This window comes from Gordonibacter pamelaeae 7-10-1-b, assembly GCF_000210055.1.
In the GTDB taxonomy this organism is placed as follows: domain Bacteria; phylum Actinomycetota; class Coriobacteriia; order Coriobacteriales; family Eggerthellaceae; genus Gordonibacter; species Gordonibacter pamelaeae.
Genome location: NC_021021.1, coordinates 3,094,249 through 3,113,886, shown reverse-complemented (window position 1 = coordinate 3,113,886; position 19,638 = coordinate 3,094,249). Strand labels below are relative to the sequence as shown.

Here is a 19,638-nt window from a genome sequence, read left to right as displayed (position 1 = left end):
CGGATCGAGGGCGGCGCCGCAGTGCGGGCACGCCCTCGGCTCCGGCTCGTCGAAGGAGAGCCCGGCCGCCCGGGCCTGCTCCAGGGTGATGAGTCCCGCTCGGTCCATCGGGCGCCCCTTCCTTATCTTCTGAAGTCCTTGTTGTCCCTTTTGCTTATTGGGTGGCATATCGTCAGGGGTTTTCCTGTCATCTCGTCAGGGGTTCGGGCTGAGAACCCTGACGGTTCGTCACCCTTGTTCTCGGCGAACCCTGTCATCTCGTCACCCTTTCGCGTCTGGAACCCTGACGAACCGTCAGGGGTTGCCAGCGCTCCGGGCGGCAGCCTCTCGCGCACGATGCGGTATCGCTTCGTGGCATGCCCGCGCGCCGGGGCGTGCACGCCGCATTCCTCGATGAGGCCCCGGTCGAGCAGGTCGCGGATGGCGCGGTGGGCGCTGCGCTCCTGCACGTTGAGGAAGCGGGCCAGGTTGCCCTTGCTCTCGAAGTAGTCGCACCCGCCGTCGCAGAAGCCGAAGATGCGCGCGTAGACGAGCAGGGGAAGGCCGGAGAGGCCCAGGTCCGCCATCATGAAGTGCCGTACCGCCGTGAACTCGCGCGGGGAGGGGCTGTCGCGCCCCCTCGGGCCTGCGGCCGCCATCGGCGCTAGTCCCTTCTGGGCGAGCCGACGACGCTGTTGCGCTCGACCCATGCGACGAGCTCGTCGTGCAGCACGATGCCGTCGCGCGTCTTGCCGCCGATGTAGCGGATCGGGAACGGGTCGTCGGGGTCCTTGGCGAGCCGGTACATGGCGTCGCGGCTGATGTGCAGCATCGCGCACGCCTCGTCGGCGCCGAATATCGCGTTGGTCGATGCGATGAGCCTCACCTGGCTCCTGCTAGTGCTCTTGGTCATGGTCGTCCTCGAGCTCCTTTCGTCTCGAGGCTCCCTCGCGTGCCCGGCCGCGGGCGGCTCCCGGGGCGGTCGCCGCCGTCATTTCCTGCCGCTCCTCGACTCGATGTAGGCGTCCACGGACGCCCTCGAAACCAGGAGCTTCCTTCCGAGCCTGTACGAGTCGATCTCTCCCGACCAGATGAGGTCGTACGCCTTGTTTCGGCTCGCCCTCATGTACTCCTGCATCTCGATCACCGTCATCCATTCGCCGCGATCTTGGTTGCCCTCGGGCGCGGCGCATTCGGCTGTGCTTGCCATGGTTCCTCCAATCTTCCCGTGCGGCACCGCGCGAGGACACCGCACGACACCGTGTGCCTTTTCGTCTGCGCGACGATTGAACCGCCTGATGGCGCTTGGCGCGCCCGGCGGGAGCGGAGACGGGTCGAGGTGGGTCGAGCTGGTCGGGCCTTCACGAAACGGCCATGAGCCGCATGCCTTAGCTCGCAGCTAAGTCCCCGAAAAGCAAAAGGCGCCCATGCGGGCGCCTGCCTAGTAGCTGGAGTTGTTCGGTTGTGGTCGGAATGCTCGTCTTCCGCGGTGCTGTCGTCCGGGGTCCGGCATCTGTCGTTCGCCTCTTCTGTCGTGTTTGATGTTGCGTGTTCTGCGAGCGACCTTGCACAGGTTTTTCAGCCCGTTGCCCCAGGTGCACCCGGGTAAATGGTACCCACCCGCCGGGACAAGGACATTGCGGGAGGGCCGTCTGGGCAAGCTGGGGTGGACGAGCGGGCGTCGGCGGCTCGATTAGGGCTTCTCCGTTACCCTGCAGCTGTTCTCGGTCGCCTGAACGACAATATCGCCGAGGTCCGCCACGCCCTCATCGAGCTGAACGACTTGAGGCCAGACCTCGCGGACCATGGCCATTTGGTCGTCTATCAGCAGGCATTTCGCCATTCGCACCCTATTCCTCATGCCGATGACCTCTTCTCCGAGCCTTTCCGGGTCTTCTGGGTCGAACATTCTTGCACCGCTCTCGTTGACCAAGTGCCCATCATGATCGAATCGTTCCGGATTCGATTCCGGGCTAAGGCGATATTCGCGACAGCGTTCGCTTTCCAGTAGGTTCGCGTTGTCGTTCCGGGATTTAGGGGAATTTCTCTCAGTGAAATCGGAGATGCCGCAATCCACCTCGTTCAGATGGTCAATAAGACATCGAAAGCTACTGCTCGTCAGGACTTTTTCGAGGGTGTCTGCATAAGAGGTCGTTGGCAAACCGTATTTTTCTTTAAACGGGCTGCTATTGGCGCCGGGCCTCGCCGCGAGCTCGCGAAGCGCGTTGACCGCCTCCACGCTTATTCCGAGATATTCCGAAACCTCCTGCTCGTCGAACGTCCTTCCCTTTGATTCGCCGATCAAGTATCCAATCTGGACTTTCAGGAGTCTTGAAATCGTTTGCATCGTGGGAAACGATGGGAAACCGGGTTTTTCTTTGCCGTATTTGCCGCCGATTTTCTCCCAGCGTCCAACAGTGGTCTTCGTCGTAGCATGCCCTTCTTTCTGCATTGCATTCGCGAAGTCCTCTTGCGTTGCATACCATTTTTTCCTCTCGGTTTTAAATCGCTCACCCCAGGCGTCTTTCATTTCTTGATCGGTTAAGACTCGTCCCATGTTGTTTCTCTCTTCCATTTACCACTGAGATACTCGTGAAAAGCTTCTATACACGAGTCTATCAAGTTGAGAGAATCAAGTCATCCGATACGAAAGGATTAAACGATGAAATGCGAATTGACCAAGAAATCGTTCGAGGTGCCGGCCCTTCTCGAACGGCATAACGATTTCGAGCAAGCAATATGCAGAACGGTGTTTCAAGACAAGTACAGCTCCAGCGTGAAGACCTACCACGTCATCGACCATCTTATTGCTCGAGGCGAAGAGCTCGGACTCATGGGCGTCCCAAGCTATCTCGCGGCGATAGAGGCGCTGAAGAGATTCAGCTCCTATCACGCTGGCCTAATCAGGGGTTTTGCCGGGGAACGACGGGTCTTCTACGCGATCAAGCATGTCGGGTCCGGCTTCGAGCAACTGGTCAATGCCGAGCTGGACTACGAGGGCGAGCACGATGAGTTCGACCAGATCCTCGTCAGCCGGCAGGGTCTTGTGATAGTCGAAGTGAAGAACTACTCCTCCTCGGCCGCGATCGGGAGCGACGGGATCCTGAGGTTTGAGGACGGAAGCGGGCGCATGCGCAACGTCGGGGAGAGGATGGCCTCCAAACGTTACGTCTTGCGCGAGGTAGTGTCCAACGCAATTGGGCGCGAGCTCCCTGATGAAAGGATCGTCTCCCTTGTCGTCAACGCCAACGAGAAGACCTTTATTCGGAACGATTCTGATCGAGTCGAGGTTCAGAGCACGGGCAGCATCGCGCGTCGAGTCGAGGAGCTGCTGAGAGGCGACGAGGTCCTAGGGGCCGAAGACGTCTCCGCCATCAAGGCGGCGCTTGAGGCTGCCCACCATCCCATCGAGATCGAGCCGGAGATCGATTTCGAGTACGTATCGGCAACCCTGCACGAGGCCCTCTCGCTGATCGCCCGATCGGTTGCGGAGGAGAAAGAGGGCGAGGATTTCGCTCGCGTGTCCGCTCCCGAGAGCGAGACCTGCTCGGTATCTCAGGCGCGGAGGCCGTCTCCTGCGCTCGTCTCGGGTGCAGTGGCTCTTCTTTTAGGCCTTGCGGGCGGATACGTGCTCGGATCAACGGGAAAATGGAGGTAAGCAGATGAACGACGTTATGGAACGCACCGCTACAAGCTACGCGGCGATTGATGCGGTGGACAACAAAGCAAGCGATTGTCGGGGCATGCTCAAATCCCTTGTCGATGCGACGAACGGCATCACCGGGCCTCAGGCCGGCCTCCTCGGATGCCTCGTCGTTTCCATTGCCGGGGTGGCGGGATATGGAATATACGCCCTTTGCGACCTGGTCAAATCCGGACACCCCGTCGAGCTCACCTCTGGAGGGGTGCGCTTCGCGGCGAATACGGCAGCGCTCGGCGAGGCGAGCAGCCTCTAATCGGCGGACAGGAGAATCGATGCAGATGAATGAGATGCCCTCGATCGGGACCACGCTGACTTACGGCGAGGCAATCAAAGCATACGACCGCTTCGAGCGGACGATGCTCGAAAAGGCGTACGGGGCCGGACTCCTGCCCGCGGTAGGGCTGTACGACCTGCTCTGGCAGCTTGAGTCGCTCGCGCAGAAGTTCGGAATCGAGGGCAAGGGGGCCTTCCCGAGGCTCAAGAGGGAGATCCGATCGTTCTCGAGCGAGAGGACCGCTCTGGCGAACGGGGTGAACGGCGAGAGGTTCTACCTGCTGCAGGATGAATCGGCGCTCAAGCAGCATGACGAGACGCACCTTTTCAAGGTCGGAATCGACGGGGACAAGCTCGCCGGCGACCTCGACGAGGCCCTCGAGCTGCTTTCAAAAGAGTCTGCCAGGGTCGACGTGTACGCCGACACCTATTCACCCGACCGATCTGAACGGGATTCCGACAGGCTGGGCAAAGACCCCTTCATGAAATGGGCCGGAATCGGGTTTTGCGCGATGATGGCCTGTTTAGGAATCTCGATGCTGGTCCATTCGGTCTTCCAAATCGGCTTCTGCTCCAAGTGGTTTATCTGATGCAGAAGCCATTGGACGAGCAGTCTTTCAAAAAAAAATAGGGCAGAATCGCTTTCACGATCCCGCCCCGCAAACCCGAGGGTTTCTAACTGGAACCTATTATGCAGCTAAGCGGCGTCTTATCAACCCCCCCGTAACAGACTCCATTGTCGGTAAACGCTCCGCCAAGGGCTGATCGCCTCCCTAGACGAGCTTCTTGCGCGTCTCCTTCAGTATGCCCTTCTTGAAATCGGACCACTTGCCGAAGAACTTCTCGTCCGTCGCGGTGGCGGTGTGCTCGGCGTATTTGATTGCCGTGAGTTCCATGGTGCAGATGTAGTCCGCCGCCTGCGAAAGCCGGTACTCGGAGGGCTGCGCCGATCGGTAGACGACGGCGTCCTTCGACAGCGCGTACTCGACCGCGCGGTGCAGCGACTCGGCGATGGAGCGCTGGCCGTTGTCGTAATAGACCTTGACCAAATCGTAGTATTGCAGCTCCGCGAGGTTGTCGAACAGGAAGTTCACGATATCCCTTCGCATCGCCCCCGCGAGCTTGTCGAGCGAGGCGAACTGCTTGGTCGCGTATGCGAAGGTGTGGTACTTTACGGGCATGTGGCGGAAGAAGACGCGGAACGAGCCGAGCATCATCTTGCGCGTCCTCAGGTCGAGCCCCGAGTACTGGTCCTTGCCGTTCATGAGCGGCGACGCATGGAAGGGTATGTCCGGGAGCCCCTTGGCGCGAAGGGCGCCCTCATATGCCGCGATCGAATTCGCGATGTTTTCGGATTGGTCGTGCATGACGACGGTGAGCAGGTAGTGGCGGTCGGAGAGGCCGTCGCTTCCCGACTCGTCGACGAAGATGCTGAGTTCTCGCATTGTTCTCCTGGATAAGAAAAAAGCCGGGGAAAACGTCCCCGGCACTTGGAAGCCTTCCTAACGGAAAACCAATTACCTTATATCATGTACTGTCCGGAAATTCAAGGGAGCTCGATGCGTTTCTGGACGTCGGCGGAATCTCAAAGCCCGCTCGCCAACTCATGGGCAAGCCACCTGAGACTACTCACTTTACCCGCGGACGACGAAGAGCTGCGACCTGCGGTTTTTCAACCAGCATGAAAGCCGCCCGCGTTGATTCACTTGCGATTGTAGCTGGCGGCTTGCGGGCAAAAGGGCGGTTGAGTTTCAAAACGGGCGTTTTCGGCGATATTGAGCTTGCAAAGGCGTCCCGCCGCGCCCTTTGGGACAAAAACAAAAACTCAAAGCCCTGAGTTTGAAAAAAGTTTTTAGAGTTGTCCCAGCTTTTGTCCCCAAAGCCGACGAAACGCGACATGGTGTCACCTGGCGGCACTCGGCTCGAGGCGGCACCGAAAACTGGGTGTAACTGGAATGACGGGGCGGCAAAACTATAACCATCGAGTGGGAATAAAAGAATCACTGAAAGGAATTGGCATGAACAAGGAGACGTTCGATTACGTGGCCGAGCGCGTGGACGCGCTCGCGGATTCCGAATTCAGCACGCAGGTGACGAAGGACGCTGCGCAGGCATGGAGGGACGCGGTGGCAGCCGATTCGAGCGACGCTGCGATCGACGCGGCGACGAACGACCTGCTCGACGTCCTCGAAGGGCGCCCGACGACGATCGACGGCGTGATAGCCTTCCTGCAAGGGCCGGCAATCGAGATGCTCGGCGAAGACGCGGCCGCAAGCGCGCTTGCGGCACAGCAGCAGCGCAAGGAGACGGGCGCGAAGTACTGCGATTGCGAGGCATGCTCCGCAGCCACGGAGATCCTCGCCAAGTTCGACCGCATAGAGCTCTGATAGCAAGATATCGGAGCCTCCCACCGAGCCCGACAAACGATCACGAGCCATCGATGCGAAAAACAGGGGGCTGTGCGTCGCGACGCACAGCCCCCTGTCGCTCAGGCTTGCTTTACCTGCTTTCGAGCTACGCAACCCCCGCTGCCGTTCGGCTCCCGTGCGAGCGCCTTCCTGCGCACGGATGGGCATCGGAGCGGCGCTAGAAGACGGCGGTCAAGAACGTGGCCGCCGCAAGGAAGATTCCCGGCACGTTAGCCACCACGATCGGCCAGTCACGCTCCTCCTCGAAGAGACCGTAGATGGTCCAGAACAGGCAGTTGAAGAACGCTGCCAGGGGCTGCACAGGATTGCCAGGGTGCCCCGCCAGGTTGTCCATGATCTGCGGAAGGTAGGAGACGTACATGCACACCGACAGCACCGAGGCTATGCGTCCCACGATAGCGATGGGGCTCGCATGGCGCTTGATGCCGTCCCGATGCACCGATCCCTTCTGCCCCATGCGTCTATGCGTATCGGCCTGCGCGCTCATCGAGCACTCCCCCCTGTTCGCGGTTCGAAATCTCTGTGGCTCGATGATAGATCGAGGCTTTCGAGGTCCCCGCGAGCACGATGAACCGTGATGAGAAGGCGAACAGGGGGTAAGCGCGCCATTTACCCCGCTAAAAGCCGCGGAGCCAGTCCGCTGCCCTTGCGGCATCTACCGTGCGACGTCGAAAGGCGCAAGATTCAGCTGGCCCCTTCATCGGAAGACATTCCCGCCAGCTCCCGGTACACGAAGCAATCCGCCACATGGTCGTTCACCATGCCGATGGACTGCAGGTACGCATACACGATGGTGGAGCCGACGAACTTGAAGCCGCGCTTCTTGAGATCCTTGCTGATGCGGTCGGAGAGCGGCGTGGTGGCAGGGACGTCCGCTTGGGTCTCCCAGTGGTTCACGATGGGCTCGCCGCCCACGTATCCCCAGATGAACGCGTCGAAGCTGCCGAACTCGCGGACCACGTCCAAAAACAGCCTCGCGTTGGCCACGGCCGCCTCGATCTTGCGGCGGTTGCGCACGATGCCCGCGTTCGCCATGAGCTCCTCGACCTTGGCCTCGTCGTAGCGCGCCACCTTGGCGGGGTCGAAGCCGTCGAAGGCCTCGCGGTACGCCTCGCGCTTCTTGAGGATGGTGAGCCACGACAGGCCCGCCTGTGCGCCCTCAAGGATCAGCAGCTCGAACAGCTCGCGGTCGTCGTGCGTGGGCCTTCCCCACTCGTTGTCATGGTAGTCAACGTAGATCGGAACCTCGCCCGCCCACGCGCACCTGGTCTTCTCGTCCAAGCCGGAAAACTCCTTCTCAAGATCATCGGCACGTTGCGCAGCACCCTCGAAGCCCCGGCTGCGCCCGTCGGGCACCGCCGGGGCCAGTAGGTCTACTTCGACTCGTACAGCTCGATGATGGCGTCGTCTTTCACCACGAAAGCCAGGCGGTCGGTCTCGCTCAGCACTTCGGGGCCGAAGATGACCCGGTCGGCATCGGCCAGGTAGCGCTCCAGGTCATCCACCTTATAGGCCACATGAGGCTGTTTCGACAGGATCTCGGGGAAGCGCGTACCTTCTTCGAACTTCAGGTACTCGATCTTGTAGTCGTACTCGTCCACGTTCTCGTTCACCCAGAATCCGCCCCACTCGTTGTATACCATGTTGGGCTTCTTGTTCAGAACGGGGATTCCGACGTGCATGTACTCGGCGGCCATGACGGCGTCCTTTCTCTTCTGCGCGACGCGCGGCTACTCCTTGAAGAACACGGGCGTGTGGGCGGGCGTGTTCCACAGGCGGGCGAACTCATCGTCCCACTTGGCGAAGTTGATCTGGAAGCCGCCGGCCTCCTGCACGGTCAGGATCTCCCCCACCATGTTGGCGACGACCTCGATACCCAGACCCTCCAGGTATTCGACCGCGTCCTTGTACAGGATGAGCATCTCCATCATGGTGGTGGCGCCGCAGCCGTTGATCATGACGAACGCCTTGTCGCCCTTCTCAAGGCCCAGGCTCTCCACCAGCTTGGGCGCAACCATCCCGATGGTCTCCTTGGACGAGGCCATGGGCACGCGCACGCCTCCGCCCTCGCCGTGCTGGCCGGCGCCGATCTCCATGAGGTCCGTCTCTCCCAGGTCGCCGAACGACATGCCGTTCTGCGGATGCGTGGCGTCGGTGCTCTTCACCGTGATGGACGCCATATTGTCGGCATAGCGCTGTGCGATGTCCGCCACCTCGTCGAGCGTCTTGCCCTCGGCGGCCGCGGCAGCGGCGATATGGTACAGCGGCACGCAGCCAGCCAAGCCGCGGCGGTTGTCCTCGCCCTCCGGATCGTACCTGATCTCCTCCCCCGTCACCACTTGGCGCACGTTCATGCCGGCCTTCTTCGCAAGCTTCATCGCCTGCTTGCCGGCCAGCTGGTCGCCCGCGTAGTTCAGCGTGAGCAAAAGCACGCCGTGGCCCTTGTCGGCACGCTGCATGGCCTCGAACACGAGCGCCCCGTTGGGAGCGGCAAAGACGTCCCCGTCCACCTGGATGTCCAGCATGCCCTTGCCCACGAATCCCTTCTGGGCCGGCTCGTGGCCGGAACCGCCATAGGTGACCACGGTCACGCGATCGGCGTCGGCCAGGTCCTTGCTCACGACGATGTGCCCGTCGACTTCAAGCACGTCGCCGAAGGCGAGGCCCAAGCCGACCAGCTCCTCGTCGGTGATGGTTTCTTGCGCGTTGATGAACTTCTTCATGTGCTCCTCCTCACTCGTGACGGCGCGAAACTGACGCGCGCCTTGCTCAACCAGCCGGCAAGCGTCCCGCGCCAGCCGACCCGATTCCGTGCCCCGTGCCCTCCGGCAACGCTACGCCTGCGCAAGCCCCTTGAAGAAGCAGGCCATGCTGACCGCCCCGGCGTCCGGCGTGCCGATGGTCTTCTCGCCGTAGCTTTTCGCGCGGCCGAACTTCGATGGGAAGTCCTTGGAGCGCTCCGCTCCCGTGAGAGCCGCCTGCGCTGCGGCCTCGAACAAGGCAGCCTCGTTGCCTTCGCATGCCTGGATCGCCTCGATCGCGGGAACGAATGCGTCCATCAGGGTCTTGTCGCCCACCTGGGCGCCCGAGATGTCCGAAAGCTCCGCCAAGGCGTTCGCGAACATGGCCTTGAGATCCTCGGAATCGGCCTCGTTGCCTTCGGGGGCGGCTTCCTGCAAGCCGTCGAGCCACGTGTTCCACAGAGGAACCGCGCTCCCGCCGTTCAGGGTCATCACGGCCATGGCGACGTCGTCCAGCATGGCTTGGATGCCGCCTTCGGATTCGCGCACAGACTCCTCGATGGCCGTGGCGATCTTGCACATGGTAAGGCCGTGGTCGGCGTCGCCGAAGCGCGAATCTATCTCGGTCAGCTCGCCCTCCGCCGCCTTGACCTCCGCGCAAGCGCTCAGCAAACGCGATGCCAGCTCGTCTTTCGTGATCATGAAACGCATCCCCTTCCCTTGTGAAAAGCCGCCGCTCCCCCTGCCCTACCGCACGCAGCCCAGCACGCGGTAGTAATGCCGCAAGACCTCGCGCATCGCTTCGTCGCCCGCGCCCAGAAGCTTCAGCCAATGATCCGGCCGCTGTTCGTACACGGCGGCAAGCGCCGCCACGATGAAATCGGTGTACAGGTTCACCTTCGCAACGCCGCCTCGTGCGCATCGGGCGAGGTTCTCATCGCCCGACCCGGAGCCGCCGTGCAGCACGAGCGGCACGGCGAGAGCCGCCTTCAGCTCTGCCAAACGCTCGAAGTTGATGCACGGCTCGCCCTTGTAGGTGCCGTGCACCGTGCCGATCGAGACGGCCAGGGAGTCTACGCCCGTGGCTTCCACCAGCTGCTTCGCCGAATCGACTTCGGTATACTCGATACCCGAAAGCGCATGGGGGCCCTCGGCGTCCTCGGCGCCCACGTGTCCGATCTCGGCCTCCACGTACACGCCGTGCGCGTGCGCCAGCTCAACGACCTCCTTGGTACGGCGGATGTTCTCGGACAGCTCTTCGTTCGAGGCGTCGATCATCACGGACGTGAAGCCAAGGCGGATCGCCTCCTCGATGACGTCCATGCGCTTGCCGTGGTCGAGGTGCAACGCCACCGGAACCGAGGCCTTTCGCGCGTAGAACGTTCCCAGCGCCGCCGCTTCGTCGAGGGCCATCTGGTCGAGATGGACCTCCGCGAAGCTTAAGATGATGGGCGCGCCCATCTCCTCTGCCACGCGCACGAAGGCGCGGGCGGAATTGGAGTCGACGAAGTCGGGCGAAGGGATGGCGTAGCCGCCCGCTCGCGCCTTGTTCAGCAGGTCTTCCGAAGTAACGAGCATGGCGCCTCCTTTTCCCGAGCGTTCAGCGCGAGAAGGCGCATCGAACGCAATCGAATCGATCACTGCAAAGTATAGCGCGTCCACGCCTGGCGATGGCGTTCGCGATGCGAACCGGGCGACCAATGTGCGGGCGCCCCACCCCGCAACCTGCTTGCCGCGCCTCTAGCGAAACGTCATCCGGTACGCGAGCGTCGCGCGCTCCCCCGGCGCGAGCACGCGCACGCCGGGCTTCTCGGCCAGCTCGCGCGGGGAGAAGTGCGCGTCGGGCAAGGCCGACCACGGCTCCAAGCAGAGGTAGCGGGCGTCGTCCTGGCCTGCCTTCGTCCAAATGCCCAGGTAGGGGAAGTCCGGGAACTCCACCTCCACCTCGTACGGGTTCGCGGTGCTGGCCAACGTCACCCGGCTCCCCGGCACGTTCTCCAGCACGATCGTGTCGATGCCCAGCTGCTCGGGGGTCTTCGTCAGGCGGCCGGCCTCGAGCGGCACCTCGATCTTCGGCAGCGCGAGGATGCCCTCCCCGTCCATGCCGAACATCTCCAAAGCGTCCGCCCCCTCGAAGCGCGCGAAGTAGTCGGCCATATGCTCCCCCGGCAGCAGGCGCGTCGCGTACGCCTCGTGGCCGCCCAGCTCGAACGGCATCGGCGCCTCGCCCGTGTTCTCCACGGTATGCGTCTTCACGATGGTCGCGCCCTCGAGCGAGAAGTCCACGCGCAGGCGGAAGTCGAAGGGGTACACCGCCCGCGTCCCCGCGTCAGAGGCTGTCTCGAAGCGCGCATGCGTGCCCGACACCCGCTCGGCCGCGAACTCCCGGTCGCGGCAGAACCCGTGCATCGGGGCTTCCACGCGCTCGCCCTCGTGCGCGTACCACCCGTCGCGCAAGCGCCCGATCAGCGGGAACAGCAGCGGTGCGTGCCGCCCCCACACGGCCGGGTCAGCGCACCACATACGCTCGACCCTGTCGCGCACGACGCTCTGCAGCTCCACGCCCTTGCTTGATACGCGCACCGAGAGCGCGTCGTTCTCCAAAGCCATCACAGTCGCTTCCACCGCAGGCCGTCCTTCCCTCAACGTTCGCTCGGGAGATTATAGCCGCGCACGCGCGCTTCCGCCTGCGAGGGCCCCGCCTCACTGCTCGAGCGCGCAGATCAGCTCGCGGATGCGCGACTTGGCCTTCATGCGGTGCATGCCTCCGTAGCCGGCCCGCTCCGCAACGCGCAGCAGGTGCTCGCGGTACATCGCGACCACTTCGGGCTGCGCTATCTCGAGCACGGTGAACGGTTCGGCGGCATGCACGAGAAGCGCCCGGCGGCCTTCCTTCACCACGAGCGAGCCCTCGTACTCCAAAGGCCCGTCCAAGGGGACGAAATGGTAGTCGTCGTGGGCGTCCAGGATGCGCAGGATGTTCTTCAGGTGCGAGACGTACGTCTGCGGGGTATAGCACAGCGGCTCCGAGGTGCCCAGCGAAGAGACGAGGGGCACGGTGCCGGCGCGCACCTCCTCGACGCTCGCAAGGCGGACGAGGTCGATGAGGTCGTAGCAGTCCCGCCCCTGCTCGAGCCGCACCACCTCCTCCCGGTACGCCGCGCCCAGCCGCTTGAGCTCGGGGTCCTCCGTGCGCGCGACGGCATCGTCGATCAGCTCGACGGGAGCGGTCGCGGCGGAGAGCGAGGGGAGCTTCTGGATGCGCAGGCCCGGGGACGAGACGAAGTACGTGAAGCACTGGAGCAGCTTGTCCGGCTCGACGTAGGCGTTCAGCATGGGACGGCACAGCGACAGGTAGTCGCGGAACTCCGCCTCGAAGGTGCGCAGCAAGCCAGGGTCGGTGGTCAGCATGGTGGCATAGCTGGAACGCTGCCCCGCCAGCGAATGGGAGGTGATCCCTATCCGGCCGGGCGCCACGGCGAGGGTGTGCCGGTGGAGCCGGTCGCGGATATGGGGGTAGTAGTACGCCTTAACCCGCCCGGTCAGGTAGAGCGGGACCCAGCGCATCAGGCACTCGAGCAGCTGGTCGCCGGAATAGAGGGAGGGGACGATATGGCAGATGCGCGCCCCGCGTTGCAGGCACGAGAGCATGCCCTGCTGAAGGCTGAGCAAGAAGTCGCCGTCCTCCACGAGCCAATCGTCCGACTCGTCGGCGACGATGCAGACCGTCCCCCGGTCCTCCTGGCTCAGCAGGTGCTGGAACGCCGCCCGCACGGCGGCGCGCTTCCCCTCGTTCCCGTAGTAGACGAGGTTGCCTTTTCGGCCGATCAGGTGCGGGGTCATGGCGGCGTTCGAGGCGAAGCCCTCGATGGTGAGCGCCTCGAAGTCGCGCATGAAGCCCTCTACCCCGTCCTCGTCGCCGCGCAGCCAGTAGAAGAGGAACTCCGCCAGCTGCTCCGGCCTGGCCACGAGCATGCGCTTGACGCCCGCCATCTCGGACAGGGCGCTGCGCTGGTAGTCGCTCGTGCAGCGCGCGGCGAGGAAGCCCGCCATGCGGCGCACCGTCTCCTCCTTACGGGGCGCGCCGCGCCTCCCGTTGCGCAGGCGGCTCACCACGGCCGGGTCGACCCCGAGCGCCTGGGCCAGCTCCCGGTTCGACGTGCGGGCCAGATCCATGACGAAGACGAGCTTCTCGTAGAACTGCATGCGCCTCCCCTTTCGACCGTCGCGCCCCCTGAAGAGGCTCGTTCAAAGACAATCTGTCACCACAATTGACATTCAACCGTCATCATGGGCATGGCAACTGCCCATTCGCCGAATTGTTCTACACTGGAGCCGCTGCGCGAGAGCCAAAACGTCAATTCCGATGATACCAAAGGTTGCTCGTGCAACAGGGAACGATCCAGGGAAACCAAGCGCGAACATGAACGGCGGTAAGGGTATGCAGGCGGACAAGAAGATTCTGGCAGTCGAGGCCGACGAGGACTGCCGAACAAGCCTCCTCCCGGCCCTGTCCTCGCGCTACACGGTCTTGGAGGCGGAGGATGGCGACCAGGCTTTGAAGCTCCTGGAGGACCAAGGCGGCGACTTCGCCCTCGTCCTTGCCAACGCAACGCGCACGTCGCCCGATGGGCAACCTTTCCCCGAGCGCCTCAAGACCGACCCGCGCTTCGCCTCCCTGCCCGTCGTCGCGATCTCGCCCGAAGCTGGCGAGGAAGAGGAGATGGCGGCCCTCTCCCATGGCGCCGACGGCTTCATCCCCAAACCGTGCCGCACCGAGCTGGCGCTCTGCCGCGTGGCGGCCGTCATGCGCCTGTGCGAGTCCGTCGCCCTGGCCAAGCAGGCGCGCTACGACGACATCGCCGACGTCTACAGCAAAAGCTACTTCTACCAGCGGGTTCGCGACATCCTCGTGCGCAACCCCGCCACGAGCTACGACATCCTCTGCTCCGACATCGAGGACTTCAAGCTGATCAACGACACCATCGGCATTGTCGCCGGCGACCGGTTGCTGCGGCAGGTGGGAAAGCTGCACGCCAGCCTGCTGGGAGACCACGGCATCTGCGGACGGCTCAGCGCCGACCGGTTCGCGTGCCTGATCGAGCATCGCGAGGACTACTCGGACGAGATGTTCACCCAGAGCACCGCGCGCATCAAAAGCGGCTTTGGCAACCGCAACGTGGTGCTGAAGTACGGCATCTACCGGGTCGAGGACCGCGAGGTGCCGGTGGAGCAGATGTGCGACCGTGCGCTTTTGGCCGTGCAGAGCATCAAGGGTCAGTACGGGAAGCACTTCGCCTTCTACGACGACAAGCTCCGGGACACGCTGCTGCATCGCCAGGCCATCACGGACGGCATGGAGCGCGCCCTGGCCTCCGGACAGTTCGAGGTCTACCTGCAGCCCAAGTTCCGCATCGCCGACGGCAGCCTCTCCGGGGCCGAGGCGCTCGTCCGCTGGAACCATCCGGAATGGGGGCTCCAGCCGCCGTCGGAGTTCATCCCCCTTTTCGAGCGCAACGGCTTCATCACGAGGCTCGACCAGTACGTGTGGGAACAGGCCTGCTCGCTGATGCGGCGGTGGGACCTCATGGGCTTTCCCCACATCGACGTGTCGGTCAACGTCTCGCGCACCGACATCCGCGACATGGACATGGCGCGCGTCCTGGGCGGCTTGGTCGAGCGCTACGGCCTCGACCCTTCCCGGCTCCACCTCGAGATCACGGAGAGCGCCTGCAAGGACTCCGCGGACCAGCTCGTCGAAACCCTGCACCGCCTCCGGAAAATGGGCTTCGTCATAGAGATGGACGACTTCGGCAGCGGCTACTCTTCGCTGAACATGCTCACCGAAATGCCGCTCGACGTGCTGAAGCTCGACATGAAATTCATCCAGACCGAGGTCGCGAACCCCTCGGGCGACAGCATCCTGGGCTTCATCGTGAGCCTGGCGCGCTGGATGGAGCTCAGCGTGGTGGCGGAGGGAGTGGAGACCCGGGAGCAGCTGGAGCGCCTGCAGGCCGACGGGTGCGATTACGCCCAAGGGTACTTCCTGGCCAGGCCCATGCCCGTGAAGGCGCTCGAGGAGCTGCTGGCCTCCCCGCCGGGGTGCGAGCGATGAGCGGCCGGTACAAGAACCTCGAGGAGATATACGCCTCCCCCACGCGCAGAATCCTGCGCGGGACCGACTGCGAGACCGGCCGGAACGTGGTGCTGAAGACCGGCGGGCAGGACTGCATGGCCCCCGAGGCAACCGAGCGGCTGAGGCGGGAGTTCCGCCTGATGCAGCTGGTGGACAGCCCGCACGTGGTGAAGGCCGTCGGCGAGATCGTGCTGGACGGCCGGTACTGCCTGGTAGAGGAGCACTGCCCGGGAACCACGCTGAGCCGGCTCCTGAAGCAGGGGCCGCTCGGCATGCGCGAGTTCTTCCTCATAGCCCAGCAGGTGGTGGCGGGCCTGTGCGACCTGCACGAGGCAGGCGTCGTCCACAAGGACGTGAATCCCTCGAACATCGTCTACGATGCCGAGTCGGGCCGCACCGTGCTCCTCGACCTGGGCATCTCCACGGAATTCGCGCACGAGCAGGCAGAAGGCACTAGGCTCGACGGCATCGAGGGCACGCTGCGCTACCTCTCCCCCGAGCAGACGGGGCGCGTGAACGCCGTGCTCGACCATCGCGCGGACTTCTACTCGCTGGGCGTCACGCTGTTCGAGATGCTGGCGGGGCGCTGCCCGTTCGAGTCGGAGGTTCCCGCCGAGATGGTGTTCGCGCACATCGCCAAGGCGCCTCCCAGCCTCCTTTCCCTCCTGCCGAACCTGCCCGCGCCGCTGGCCGCCATCATCGACAAGCTGCTGTCCAAGATGGCGAAGGACCGCTACGCGAGCTGCGAGGGGCTGCTGCACGACCTGGAGCGGTGCGCGGCAGGGGAACCGTTCGCCCTTGGCGAGCGGGACTTCGGCAGGCGCTTCGAGTTCGCCCACGAGCTGTACGGACGCGAGGGCGAGGTGGCGCAGCTTGCGCACGACTACGACGAGGCGGCGGCCGGGGGCAAGGTGATCGCCGCGGTGAGCGGCTACTCGGGCATCGGGAAGACCTCGCTTGTGGGCAAGGTGCAGGCGGAGGCGTTGAGCGCGGACGGCCTGTTCATCGGCGGCAAGTTCGACCAGTACCACGCCAACGTGCCTTACTTCGCGTTCTTCGAGGCCATCCGGCAGTTCTGCAACCAGATCCTGATCAGGCCCGACGACGAGGTGGAGAAGTGGAGGGCCGACCTGTCCGAGGCGCTCGGCGACGACGCGGCGCTTTTGAGCGCCAAGGTGGCCGAGCTGGCGTCCCTGACGGGCGCGCACGCGCTTCCCGAGGGGATGGGGGCCCTCGAGGAGCGCACGCGCTTCAAGGAGGCGCTAGCGGGACTCCTGTCGCGCCTGGCCGCACCCGAGCACCCGCTCGTGCTGTTCCTCGACGACGTCCACCTGGCCGACATGGGCTCGATGGAGATGCTGGAGGAGATCTTCAAGAACGACGGCATAGGCCACCTGATGGTCGTCGTGTGCTACCGCGACAACGAGGTGAGCGACGAGCACCCGATCATCCACAGCCTGGGCAAGATCGTGCAGCGCGGAGGGCGGGTCACCCGAATCGAGCTGAAGGGGCTCGACGAGGAGAGCCTGGCGCGGATGCTGGCAGACGCCCTAAGGACGCAACCGGAGCGAGCGCGCGGCTTGGCGGGCATCGTCAGCAAGAAGACGAAGGGCAACCCCTTCTACGCCAAGCAGTTCCTCCGCCTCTGCCATGAGAGGGGGTACCTCGATCTCGACCGGGAGGCGGGCGCATGGCGCTGGGACGAGGGAGCCATCGGCGACTGCCCGGCTTCCGAGAACGTGGTCGACTTCCTGGCGGAGAACCTGGACCGGTTCCCCGAGCAGACGCGGTCGCTGCTCTCGTTCGGAGCCTGCATCGGGGCAGGGTTCTCGGTGGACGACCTGTCCGCCGTCTGCGGCCTGTCCGACGACGAGATAGAGCGGAGGCTGGTGGCGGCGTCGGCCCAAGAAGCCGTCATCCCCACCGGGAAGGACCCGGAAACCGGCGCGCCGTCGCGCTACCGGTTCGCCCACGACCGCTTCCAACAGGTGTTCTACACCGCCCTGCCCGCGGAGGATCGCGCGCGGGTCCACTACCTGCTGGGCAAACGCCACGAGGAGCAGGCGGCGAGCGAAAACGATCCGGAGGAGCGCCTGTTCGACATCGCGGACCACTACGCGAAGGGCCTCGGCGAGGCGGCCGACGGGCGGGAGAGGCGCCACGTCCAGGAGACCCTGCTGAAGGCGGCGCATCGCTGCGGGCTCGTCTCGGCCTTCGACACGGCGGAGCGCTACCTGGAACTGCGCCTCGCGCAGCCCGACCTGCACGAGGAGGACGGGAGGGAGCTCCTCGTGCAGGTGCTCGTCGAGCACCACGCCGTGCTGTGCAACCTGGTGAAGCCCGACGAATGCGACCGGGCCTACCTGACGCTCGAAGCCATGCTGGACGACCCGGTCGAGCTCGTGGACAGCTGCTGTTTGCAGATAACGAGCCTCTCCAACGGCAGCCGGTACGAGGAGGCCTTCGAGCTGGGCCTCGCGCTGCTGGAGCGGCTGGGGGTCCCCTTTCCGCGCGAGAACTTCACGCAGGTGCTGGAGCAGGAGATCGACCTGCTCTACCGCGAGCTCGAATCGCTCGCGCGCGGCGGCAACCCGGACCTCCACGAAGCCGGTGACCCGGCAGAGGCCGCCATCGCGAAGCTGCTGTGCCGCCTGTGCGGCCCCACGATCTTCTTCGACGCCAGCCTCTCCTACTGGACGGTGATCGCAGCCGTGCGGCGCCTGATCCGGAACGGCCACACCCCGCACGGCCTGCAAATGTGCACCAACCTCATGATGCCCTTCGGCGCGCTGCGCGGAGACTACCGCACCGCCTACGAGGCGTTCCGCTCGGCGATGCGCGTGGCCGAGCGGAACCGCTGCCGGGAGGTCGTCTACGGCATCTACTGCATGTTCCCGCTCCACACCTGCCATTGGGTCGAGGACGTGGCCAACGGCATCTCCTATGCGCGGGAATCCATCGTCGGCAACGCCCAGATGGGCGACTTCGAGTACGCCTGCTACGGATACTACGGCCTGCTCATGGCCGTCATGGAAACCTCGTCGCACGCAGACGAGCTCTGGTGCGAGGTGGAAGCGGCCGTCAAGTACGCGAACAAGACCGGCAACCGCCATGCGATGGGCACGTTCCTCGGCTTCCAGCAGCTGTGCCGGAGCCTGCGCGGCGAGCTCTCGCTCACCGGCAGCTTCGACGGGGACGGCTTCTCCGAGCGCGAGCATGTGGCCGCCTGCTCGACCAACCGGCAGGCCCTGTGCTACCACCACGTGCTGCGCGCCTTCACGGCCGTCGTCTACCGGGACTACCGCTCGGCCTACCGGCTGTGCCGCGACGCGGTTCCGCTCCTGTCCCACGTGTCGAGCTTCTACCCCGTGGCGCTCCACAACTTCCTGTACTCGCTGTCGCTGTGCAAGGTGCTGGAGGGCAGCGAGGACGCGGGCCTGCCGGAGACGCGGGAAGGGCTCCTGCGCACCCTCGCCGACAACCAGGCATGGCTCGAGGCGCGCAGCGCCGACGCGTTCTGCAATTTCGGACACCTTCACCTGCTGATCGAGGCCGAGCGCGCCGCCTTGGCGGGACGCGTGCCCGAGGCGCTGCGCCTGTACGACCGCGCGCTCGGGGCCGCGGAGGGGAACCGGCGGGTTCTGCACCACGCCATCGCCTGCGACATGGCGGCCCAGCGCTACGAGCAGCTGGGCGTGCCGTCGGCCGAGGGCCATTACCTGCGGGAAGCCTACCGCCTCTTCGGATCGTGGGGAGCCGAGGGCAAGTGCGCGCAGATGCGGCATGACCATCCGGAGCTCGCAAGCGGCGAGGGGGTTGAGACGCGCCTCGTGCTGACCGAGGAGTCCGTGCGCACCACCGCATCGCTCGACCTGCGCTCCGTGCTGCGGGCCTCCCAGGCCATCTCGGAGGAGCTGGAGCTGGAGGGCATCCTGGAGAAGCTCATGTACAGCCTCCTGGAGTGCGCGGGGGCGCAGAACATCTACTTCCTGGCGAAAACGGACTCCGGCTACGAGATACAGGCGGAGAGCCATTCCGGCGCGGCCGACTCCTGCGTCATTTCCAGGCGGCCCGCGACGGACGCGGACGTGCCGCTCGGCATCGTCCCGTTCGTCGAGCGCACCGCCGAGACCATCATCCTCGACGACGGGGAGCGCTCGCGGCTGTACGGCAAGGAGGCCCACATCCGCGAGAGCCGCTGCAAGTCGGTGCTGTGCATGCCCGTCCAGAGCAAAGGCGAGCTCAAGGGCATCCTGTACCTGGAGAACAACCTGGCTGCCGGCGTCTTCGACCGGCGCCGCGAGGAGCATCTCGCGCCCATCGCGGCGCAGCTGGCAATCTCGCTGGAGAACGCGTACCTCTACGAGCACCTGCGGT

Annotated in this window: 20 protein-coding genes; 6 read left to right on the top strand and 14 right to left on the bottom strand. The window is 64.4% G+C overall.

Annotated features, from left to right (window positions below):
* Positions 1–122 precede the first annotated feature (122 nt).
* The 4 genes from GPA_RS14295 to GPA_RS14280 all read right to left on the bottom strand — a co-directional run bounded on the left by GPA_RS14295 (position 123) and on the right by GPA_RS14280 (position 2,554).
* Complete coding sequence (locus GPA_RS14295) at positions 123–638, bottom strand: helix-turn-helix domain-containing protein (RefSeq protein WP_015540316.1); 516 nt, start codon at positions 636–638, stop codon at positions 123–125.
* 5 nt (positions 639–643) lie between these two features.
* Entirely contained in the window at positions 644–892 is a 249-nt protein-coding gene (locus tag GPA_RS14290) for a helix-turn-helix transcriptional regulator (RefSeq protein ID WP_015540315.1), read from the bottom strand.
* 78 nt (positions 893–970) lie between these two features.
* Complete coding sequence (locus GPA_RS14285; protein WP_015540314.1) at positions 971–1,189, bottom strand: helix-turn-helix domain-containing protein; 219 nt, start codon at positions 1,187–1,189, stop codon at positions 971–973.
* 483 nt (positions 1,190–1,672) lie between these two features.
* Entirely contained in the window at positions 1,673–2,554 is an 882-nt protein-coding gene (locus GPA_RS14280) for a helix-turn-helix domain-containing protein (RefSeq protein WP_139913180.1), read from the bottom strand.
* A gap of 87 nt (positions 2,555–2,641) precedes the next feature.
* Here GPA_RS14280 and GPA_RS14275 point away from each other — a divergent pair, with 87 nt between their 5' ends.
* Genes GPA_RS14275 through GPA_RS14265 form a run of 3 tightly spaced genes read left to right on the top strand, consistent with a single transcriptional unit; the run spans position 2,642 to position 4,545 of the window.
* On the top strand, positions 2,642–3,637 hold the full coding sequence (locus GPA_RS14275) for a nuclease-related domain-containing protein (RefSeq protein WP_015540312.1): 996 nt from the start codon (positions 2,642–2,644) through the stop codon (positions 3,635–3,637).
* Positions 3,638–3,641: 4 nt separating this feature from the next.
* Positions 3,642–3,935: a hypothetical protein gene (locus GPA_RS14270; RefSeq protein WP_015540311.1), complete on the top strand. Its 294-nt coding sequence runs from the start codon at positions 3,642–3,644 to the stop codon at positions 3,933–3,935.
* A gap of 19 nt (positions 3,936–3,954) precedes the next feature.
* Positions 3,955–4,545, top strand: a complete 591-nt coding sequence (locus GPA_RS14265) for a hypothetical protein (protein ID WP_015540310.1) — start codon at positions 3,955–3,957, stop codon at positions 4,543–4,545.
* A 183-nt stretch (positions 4,546–4,728) separates the two neighbouring features.
* On the opposite strand, the gene GPA_RS14260 is transcribed toward GPA_RS14265, so the two are convergent.
* Together GPA_RS14260 and GPA_RS18430 are read right to left on the bottom strand one after the other, a co-directional pair.
* Positions 4,729–5,400: a DUF3800 domain-containing protein gene (locus tag GPA_RS14260; RefSeq protein WP_015540309.1), complete on the bottom strand. Its 672-nt coding sequence runs from the start codon at positions 5,398–5,400 to the stop codon at positions 4,729–4,731.
* 184 nt (positions 5,401–5,584) lie between these two features.
* Positions 5,585–5,854 (bottom strand): hypothetical protein, encoded by a 270-nt coding sequence (locus GPA_RS18430; RefSeq protein WP_139912678.1) that lies wholly within the window; start codon positions 5,852–5,854, stop codon positions 5,585–5,587.
* A gap of 119 nt (positions 5,855–5,973) precedes the next feature.
* On the opposite strand from GPA_RS18430, the gene GPA_RS14255 reads away from it, so the two are divergent.
* Positions 5,974–6,342 (top strand): hypothetical protein, encoded by a 369-nt coding sequence (locus GPA_RS14255; protein ID WP_015540308.1) that lies wholly within the window; start codon positions 5,974–5,976, stop codon positions 6,340–6,342.
* A gap of 199 nt (positions 6,343–6,541) precedes the next feature.
* Here the strand turns inward: GPA_RS14255 and GPA_RS14250 are convergent, their stop codons facing one another.
* From GPA_RS14250 to GPA_RS14215, 8 genes are all read right to left on the bottom strand, one after another.
* Entirely contained in the window at positions 6,542–6,841 is a 300-nt protein-coding gene (locus GPA_RS14250; RefSeq protein WP_015540307.1) for a SemiSWEET family transporter, read from the bottom strand.
* A 227-nt stretch (positions 6,842–7,068) separates the two neighbouring features.
* Positions 7,069–7,665 (bottom strand): DNA-3-methyladenine glycosylase I, encoded by a 597-nt coding sequence (locus GPA_RS14245; RefSeq protein WP_041239705.1) that lies wholly within the window; start codon positions 7,663–7,665, stop codon positions 7,069–7,071.
* 92 nt (positions 7,666–7,757) lie between these two features.
* The gene (locus GPA_RS14240; RefSeq protein ID WP_015540306.1) at positions 7,758–8,081 is read right to left on the bottom strand and encodes a PIN domain-containing protein; all 324 of its coding nucleotides are present in this window, start codon (positions 8,079–8,081) and stop codon (positions 7,758–7,760) included.
* A gap of 33 nt (positions 8,082–8,114) precedes the next feature.
* The gene (locus tag GPA_RS14235) at positions 8,115–9,107 is read right to left on the bottom strand and encodes a dihydroxyacetone kinase subunit DhaK (protein ID WP_015540305.1); all 993 of its coding nucleotides are present in this window, start codon (positions 9,105–9,107) and stop codon (positions 8,115–8,117) included.
* A gap of 111 nt (positions 9,108–9,218) precedes the next feature.
* Positions 9,219–9,827 carry a DAK2 domain-containing protein gene (locus GPA_RS14230; protein ID WP_041240614.1) on the bottom strand — a complete coding sequence of 203 codons (609 nt, stop codon included), beginning with the start codon at positions 9,825–9,827 and terminating at the stop codon, positions 9,219–9,221.
* A 45-nt stretch (positions 9,828–9,872) separates the two neighbouring features.
* Entirely contained in the window at positions 9,873–10,703 is an 831-nt protein-coding gene (locus GPA_RS14225) for a class II fructose-bisphosphate aldolase (protein ID WP_015540303.1), read from the bottom strand.
* A gap of 162 nt (positions 10,704–10,865) precedes the next feature.
* On the bottom strand, positions 10,866–11,750 hold the full coding sequence (locus GPA_RS14220) for an aldose 1-epimerase family protein (protein WP_231847660.1): 885 nt from the start codon (positions 11,748–11,750) through the stop codon (positions 10,866–10,868).
* Between the two features lie 78 nt (positions 11,751–11,828).
* The gene (locus tag GPA_RS14215; protein ID WP_015540301.1) at positions 11,829–13,331 is read right to left on the bottom strand and encodes a hypothetical protein; all 1,503 of its coding nucleotides are present in this window, start codon (positions 13,329–13,331) and stop codon (positions 11,829–11,831) included.
* A gap of 217 nt (positions 13,332–13,548) precedes the next feature.
* Between GPA_RS14215 and GPA_RS14210 the strand changes: the two genes are divergently transcribed.
* Positions 13,549–15,240 carry a two-component system response regulator gene (locus GPA_RS14210; RefSeq protein ID WP_015540300.1) on the top strand — a complete coding sequence of 564 codons (1,692 nt, stop codon included), beginning with the start codon at positions 13,549–13,551 and terminating at the stop codon, positions 15,238–15,240.
* On the top strand, positions 15,237–19,638 hold a 4,402-nt coding region (locus GPA_RS14205; protein ID WP_041239704.1), incomplete at its 3' end, for a protein kinase domain-containing protein. The genes GPA_RS14210 and GPA_RS14205, both read left to right, overlap by 4 nt.

Coding starts and splice junctions, on each gene's coding strand:
- GPA_RS14295 (WP_015540316.1), bottom strand. CDS start 638: ATGGCGGCCGCAGGCCCGAGGGGGCGCGACAGCCCCTCCCCGCGCGAG.
- GPA_RS14290 (WP_015540315.1), bottom strand. CDS start 892: ATGACCAAGAGCACTAGCAGGAGCCAGGTGAGGCTCATCGCATCGACC.
- GPA_RS14285 (WP_015540314.1), bottom strand. CDS start 1,189: ATGGCAAGCACAGCCGAATGCGCCGCGCCCGAGGGCAACCAAGATCGC.
- GPA_RS14280 (WP_139913180.1), bottom strand. CDS start 2,554: ATGGAAGAGAGAAACAACATGGGACGAGTCTTAACCGATCAAGAAATG.
- GPA_RS14275 (WP_015540312.1), top strand. CDS start 2,642: ATGAAATGCGAATTGACCAAGAAATCGTTCGAGGTGCCGGCCCTTCTC.
- GPA_RS14270 (WP_015540311.1), top strand. CDS start 3,642: ATGAACGACGTTATGGAACGCACCGCTACAAGCTACGCGGCGATTGAT.
- GPA_RS14265 (WP_015540310.1), top strand. CDS start 3,955: ATGCAGATGAATGAGATGCCCTCGATCGGGACCACGCTGACTTACGGC.
- GPA_RS14260 (WP_015540309.1), bottom strand. CDS start 5,400: ATGCGAGAACTCAGCATCTTCGTCGACGAGTCGGGAAGCGACGGCCTC.
- GPA_RS18430 (WP_139912678.1), bottom strand. CDS start 5,854: ATGTCGCGTTTCGTCGGCTTTGGGGACAAAAGCTGGGACAACTCTAAA.
- GPA_RS14255 (WP_015540308.1), top strand. CDS start 5,974: ATGAACAAGGAGACGTTCGATTACGTGGCCGAGCGCGTGGACGCGCTC.
- GPA_RS14250 (WP_015540307.1), bottom strand. CDS start 6,841: ATGGGGCAGAAGGGATCGGTGCATCGGGACGGCATCAAGCGCCATGCG.
- GPA_RS14240 (WP_015540306.1), bottom strand. CDS start 8,081: ATGGCCGCCGAGTACATGCACGTCGGAATCCCCGTTCTGAACAAGAAG.
- GPA_RS14235 (WP_015540305.1), bottom strand. CDS start 9,107: ATGAAGAAGTTCATCAACGCGCAAGAAACCATCACCGACGAGGAGCTG.
- GPA_RS14230 (WP_041240614.1), bottom strand. CDS start 9,827: ATGATCACGAAAGACGAGCTGGCATCGCGTTTGCTGAGCGCTTGCGCG.
- GPA_RS14225 (WP_015540303.1), bottom strand. CDS start 10,703: ATGCTCGTTACTTCGGAAGACCTGCTGAACAAGGCGCGAGCGGGCGGC.
- GPA_RS14215 (WP_015540301.1), bottom strand. CDS start 13,331: ATGCAGTTCTACGAGAAGCTCGTCTTCGTCATGGATCTGGCCCGCACG.
- GPA_RS14210 (WP_015540300.1), top strand. CDS start 13,549: ATGAACGGCGGTAAGGGTATGCAGGCGGACAAGAAGATTCTGGCAGTC.